The sequence below is a fragment of the Corynebacterium amycolatum SK46 genome (genome assembly GCF_000173655.1).
In the GTDB taxonomy this organism is placed as follows: domain Bacteria; phylum Actinomycetota; class Actinomycetes; order Mycobacteriales; family Mycobacteriaceae; genus Corynebacterium; species Corynebacterium amycolatum_A.
The window spans coordinates 1-5,230 of record NZ_ABZU01000032.1; the positions used below are offsets into that span (position 1 = coordinate 1).

General features: G+C 61.2%; 6 protein-coding genes. 5 read left to right on the plus strand and 1 reads right to left on the minus strand.

The window, feature by feature from the left end; genetic code table 11:
* A partial coding sequence (locus CORAM0001_RS10675; protein WP_040361992.1) for an asparagine synthetase B family protein occupies positions 1 to 702 on the plus strand: 702 nt, incomplete at its 5' end.
* A gap of 185 nt (positions 703 to 887) precedes the next feature.
* Here CORAM0001_RS10675 and CORAM0001_RS10680 read toward each other — a convergent pair.
* Positions 888 to 1,229, minus strand: a complete 342-nt coding sequence (locus CORAM0001_RS10680) for a HesB/IscA family protein (protein WP_005512007.1) — start codon at positions 1,227 to 1,229, stop codon at positions 888 to 890.
* 315 nt (positions 1,230 to 1,544) lie between these two features.
* On the opposite strand from CORAM0001_RS10680, the gene CORAM0001_RS10685 reads away from it, so the two are divergent.
* From CORAM0001_RS10685 to CORAM0001_RS10700, 4 genes are all read left to right on the plus strand, one after another.
* Positions 1,545 to 2,309, plus strand: a complete 765-nt coding sequence (locus CORAM0001_RS10685; RefSeq protein WP_005512003.1) for a DUF3043 domain-containing protein — start codon at positions 1,545 to 1,547, stop codon at positions 2,307 to 2,309.
* An 11-nt stretch (positions 2,310 to 2,320) separates the two neighbouring features.
* Entirely contained in the window at positions 2,321 to 2,914 is a 594-nt protein-coding gene (locus CORAM0001_RS10690; RefSeq protein ID WP_005512005.1) for a bifunctional adenosylcobinamide kinase/adenosylcobinamide-phosphate guanylyltransferase, read from the plus strand.
* Between the two features lie 107 nt (positions 2,915 to 3,021).
* Complete coding sequence (gene cobT / locus CORAM0001_RS10695) at positions 3,022 to 4,059, plus strand: nicotinate-nucleotide--dimethylbenzimidazole phosphoribosyltransferase (RefSeq protein ID WP_005512001.1); 1,038 nt, start codon at positions 3,022 to 3,024, stop codon at positions 4,057 to 4,059.
* A 5-nt stretch (positions 4,060 to 4,064) separates the two neighbouring features.
* Complete coding sequence (locus CORAM0001_RS10700) at positions 4,065 to 4,937, plus strand: adenosylcobinamide-GDP ribazoletransferase (RefSeq protein ID WP_005511999.1); 873 nt, start codon at positions 4,065 to 4,067, stop codon at positions 4,935 to 4,937.
* Positions 4,938 to 5,230: the final 293 nt, after the last annotated feature.

The following is a 5,230-nucleotide window of genomic DNA, read 5'->3' on the forward strand; positions in this document are numbered from 1 at the left end:
GGCGAAGCTCTGCCAGAGGGCATGCGCGGCAAGTCGCTGCTGCAGCGAGGCACTACTCCGCTGGAGCAGCGCTACTACGGCAATGCTCGTTCCTTTAACTTTGAGCAGCTGCAGGAAGTCCTGCCGTGGGCCAAGAAGGAATGGGACCACAGCGATGTCACTGCCCCAATTTACGCGCAGTCTGAAAGCTGGGACCCGGTGACTCGGATGCAGCACTTGGATCTGTTCACCTGGTTGCGTGGCGACATTCTGGTCAAGGCCGACAAGATCACCATGGCTAACTCCCTGGAGCTGCGCGTGCCGTTCCTCGACCGTGTGGTCTTTGACGTTGCACAGACGCTGCCGGTGGACATGCGTGTTTCTCACGGCACCACCAAGTACGCACTGCGTCGCGCCATGGAGCAGATTGTTCCGGAGCACGTTCTCAACCGTCGCAAACTGGGCTTCCCGGTGCCGATTCGCCACTGGCTGGCAGGCGACGAACTGCACGGCTGGGCCGAGGACATCATCCGCGAGTCCCAGACCGAAGAGTTCATCAATAAGGACGCCGTGCTCAAGATGCTCGCCGAGCACCACCCGACCGAGCGCGACCACTCCCGCCGCCTCTGGACCATCCTGGCCTTCATGGTCTGGCACGGCATCTTCATCGAAGACCGCATCACTCCGGACATCGAGCAGCGCGACTACCCCGTCGAGCTCTAGCTCGCTAGTTCGCTTTACGACGGTCCCCGCGCTTCAGCCCCATCCTGCCCCGGCAGGCTGCCACCACAGCTGGCGCAACCAAAAGAAAAGGCTCGGACCTCACTCAGTTAATAAGAGTGAGGTCCGAGCCTTTTACTATCCGACGCCTTTACAGCGTCTGCTGACAGCTCTGCTCAGCTAATGACTTAGTTGAAGGAGTCACCGCAAGCACAGGAGCCAGTGGCATTCGGGTTATCGATGGTGAAGCCCTGCTGCTCAATGGTGTCAGCGAAGTCGATGGTGGCACCCGACAGGTACGGAACCGACTGGCGATCAACGACCAGCTTGACGCCACCGAAAACCTCGGCGACATCGCCGTCGAGGCTGCGGTCATCGAAGTAGAGCTGGTAGCGCAGGCCGGCGCAGCCGCCCGGAGCCACGGAAATACGCAGTGCCAGGTCGGTGGCACCTTCTTGGTCCAGAAGTGCCTTTGCCTTGGCAGCCGCAGCTTCGGTCAGGGTAACGCCAGTGCTCTGAGCAGTAGTCATAGCGCGTGTCCTCCTTGTTGAAGTGTTTAAGTATGCGAGTCGACCCCAAGGTCGGCTACGTCATTATTTATCACAACCTTACCGACCAGTCTTTAATTCCCAATTCTGGGTTCTCTTTTTCTTTCTCTTTTTCGGAAAGCCTCCTCTTGCCTCCACATTGCAACCACACCACGGCTTCCCACGCCACAACCGAGCTCTCTCCGCCTCCCACCCCACGCGGCGGCCACGCCAAAAACCACGCCCCTTGCCCAACCCCTGGCCCTCAACCTGCAACCTAATTAGGGAAGCAACTTGGAGACCTTATAATCTGGGGTCGTGAATCTACCGTGGAAAAAGAATGACAAAAAGTCCAAGGCAGCTGACGCAACGAAAGCTGACGCAACCAACGCCGGAGACGTAGCCACCGACGCGACCGCATCCAGCGGAGTCAAGGACACCGCTTCGGGGTCTCAGCAGCCCGGGAAGAAGCACAGCGGTGCTTTTACTCCCAAGAAGGGGCGCCCCACTCCGAAGCGCAACGAGGTTGAGCGCGAACGCGGCATCCGCCGTGGCCCGGTCGAGGCGCCGCTGACCGCTAAGGAAGCTCGCCAGCGTCGCAAGGAACTCAAGGCCTCCATGTCCAAGGAAGAACTCAAGGCTGCCAAGGCACGCGAGCGAGCAGAGCGACGTGAGCAGCGTCGCATTGCCGACGAGCGCATGGCCGCCGGCGATCCGCGCTACATGCTGCCACGTGACCAGGGCGCTGAGCGCAAGTTCGTCCGCGACTGGGTCGATTCCCGTCGCTTCCTCGCTAACGTGTTCCTCCCGTTCGCGCTGATTCTGCTGCTGATTATGATGATTGGCACTTCCCTGCCGAAGCTGGCCAACATCGCATCTCTCATCGCGATGGTTCTCATCATCGCCCTGATCATCGAGGGCATCTACATCGGCCGCCGTGCCATCAAGCTGACACGCGAGCGCTTCCCGAAGACCACCGAAGGGGCCTGGGGACTGGGCTTCTACGCTTACTCCCGCGCTTCTCAGCCGCGTCGTCTGCGTACTCCGCGTCCGCAGGTCAACATCGGCGACGAGATCAAGTAGCCTCATCTGCCATGCGCACTCTGGTTCTCGGTGGCGCCCGCTCAGGTAAGTCCTCATGGGCTGAGCACGAGCTGCTGGCCACCGCCGCAGCCTCAACCGGCGGCGCCTCAGATGCTGCAGCCTCAACGGTGTTGCACTACATCGCAACAGCACGGCCCTGGCCCGGTGATAGCGACTTTCACTCCAGGGTTGAGGAGCACCGCATTCGTCGTCAAGCACAGGCACGAGAGCACGGAGTGGCCTGGCACACGGTTGATGACGTCGATGCGGTGGATGCTCTCGCGTCGCCGAAGCGGCGCATGCTGCTCGACGATGTCGGCACCTGGCTGACGTACATCATCGACGCGCAGGGGATGTGGGAGGCGCCGAGGGGCAGCGTCGCGCCGTGGACGCACTCGCTTGTCGACGCCGTGCGCAACTTCCCCGCAGATTCCGACCTGTTCATTGTGTCGCCCGAAGTAGGATTCGGTGTCATTCCCGAACACCGCTCAGGGCGGCTATTCCGTGATGAAATTGGTCTTCTCAACCAGCAGCTCGCAGCTGTCTGTGATCGTGTTGTCCTCGTTGTGGCTGGCTGCCCCATGGAAGTGAAGGCGGCGAGCTAGATTCACTCCACGCCGCTTCCCCCCCCCTATGTCGGCCTGCTTAGCAATGCGGATAACTGTGCACCAATGGTCGGTACGCAAATCGTTTTCGGGTAGCGTTTGAGAGTATGAACGCGGATTATTTTGGACCGGTAGCACGCCCTGACGAAGAGACTGAACAGGCCGCCCGCGCGCGCCATGAGCAGTTGACTAAACCCGCAGGCTCACTCGGTCGGTTGGAAGAGCTCGGCATTTGGATTTCGGCGTGCCAGGGAGAATGCCCTCCGCGTGACCTGGACGATTGTCGTGTTTATGTCTTCGCTGGTGACCACGGTGTTGCCCAGGGCGGGGTGTCCGCGTACCCGTCCGAGGTGTCTATCCAGATGCTTGCCAATATCGAGGCAAAGGGTGCCGGCGTAAATGCTATCGCTGACATCGCTGGAGCCACTGTTACCGGTGTGGACATTTCCCTCGACCACGATGCCGAAGGGCCATACCGTATCCGTCGCAGCTGTGGTTCTATCGACCGCGAGGATGCGATGAGCGAGGAGGAGGTCGATAAGGCCATCCGCACGGGCATCGCTATTGCCGACGCCGCCGTTGATGAAGGCGCTGACCTGCTCATTGCCGGCGACCTGGGCATCGGAAACACCACTCCAGCCGCGGCACTGATTGGGTCCGTGACCAACTCCGAACCAGTGGTCGTCGTCGGCCGCGGCACTGGCATTGATGACGAGGGCTGGAAGCTCAAGGTCGCTGCCGTACGCGATGCCATGTTCCGCGTGCGCCGCCTGCGCAATGACCCGGTTGAGGTACTCCGTCGTATTTCCTCGCCAGATATGACCGCGATGGCCGCATTCTTGGCTCAGGCAGCGGTTCGTCGCACTCCTGTGATTTTGGACGGAGTGGTTGTCACATCCGCTGCTCTGCTGGCTGACCAGCTCGCTCCGGGCGCCCGCGATTGGTGGGTCGCCGGCCACAAATCGGCAGAGCCCGCGCACGCGCTTGCCCTTCGACACCTGGATAAGGAACCACTTCTCGAATACGGGATGCGTCTTGGCGAAGGCTCCGGCGCCGTCGCTGCCCTACCGCTGGTCAAGTCCGGCGTATCCGTCCTGCGCAACATGGCTACCTTCGCCGACGCAGGCGTAAGCACCAAGGACTAATCGACTTGTCCGACAAAGCCGGCCCGTCTCACCAGGACAACCTCGACGGCGATCCCTCCGCTCACGGCAATGCCGTCGCTGAGGCCATCACCACTGCCCTGTCCTGGCTCACTGTCCTGCCTTTCAAAGGCGCGAGCGTGTTCGACCGCATCACCGGCCGCCGCGCCATCGCTGCACTGCCAGTAGCTGGGCTCGTTCCTGCCGCGGGTGCAGTTCTCATCACGGTGGGGCTGTTCGCAACGTCGTCGTCACGCACGCCCGCGCTTTACGACGTCACCCCGATTCTCGGCGGCGCCCTGATTATGGTGGCGGCACAGATGGTGACCCGCGCGATGCACCTGGATGGGCTGGCGGATGTGGCGGATGCTCTCGGCTCGTATAAGCCACCGGAGGGGGCGCGGGAAGTGCTGCGCGATCCGAGCACCGGCCCAATGGGCGTGGGCTCCATCGTGCTGACGATGTTGACCACCGCCACTGCTTTTGCGGGAATCGTGGCGAGTGTGCTGGCGCAGTGGTCTGGCGACCAGGTGTGGCCTGGGGTGGTTGCGCTGTGCTTGCCTTTTGTAGCCTCTCGCGCGGCGGCAACGACTGCCTGCTGGCGTGGCTTTCCGCCTTTTTCGAGCAGCGGCTTCGGCTCTTTGACTGCTGGTACTCAGTCCACAGTGACGGTGACCTGCTGGTGGATACTGCTGCTAGCTGTGTCGGGCTGGGTGGTTGGGCTCGTCGGCGTAGTCGCTTGTGCACTGAGCTTTGGCGTTACACTGCTGCTGGCGCGGCATTGCGTGAAGAGGTTTGGCGGAGTCAACGGCGACGTGCTTGGTGCGGTCATTGAGATAGCGTGCGCTGTCTGCGCCGGGGTACTTGCTATAGGGTTCTAGCAGGGAAAATGCGCGCATTGCCCCCGTTGGGGTTTTCTTTAAAAAGAACTATTGACGGTCGCTTTGACGCGGACGTATTCTGAGGGCACACCGCCGGGAAGGCGGAGTACAGGAGGCTCGTTTCGGGGCTCGCCCAAATTATTTTGCGCCGACCGTTTGCCGGGGCGCCAAGAACGAGCACACCTTCTAGCCTCCCAGCTAATTAAAAAAAAGCGCGTCCCGTCGCAGTGAACTAGCCCCCGAAAGTTGGACTGGTTTAACTCTAGGCGGTTAGGGCTTCAAGGGTCTGATTT

What these genes read in the sequence shown, in the direction of transcription:
- CORAM0001_RS10680 (WP_005512007.1), bottom strand. Translation starts at nt 1,229, where the DNA reads ATGACTACTGCTCAGAGCACTGGCGTTACCCTGACCGAAGCTGCGGCT.
- CORAM0001_RS10690 (WP_005512005.1), top strand. Translation starts at nt 2,321, where the DNA reads ATGCGCACTCTGGTTCTCGGTGGCGCCCGCTCAGGTAAGTCCTCATGG.
- cobT (WP_005512001.1), top strand. Translation starts at nt 3,022, where the DNA reads ATGAACGCGGATTATTTTGGACCGGTAGCACGCCCTGACGAAGAGACT.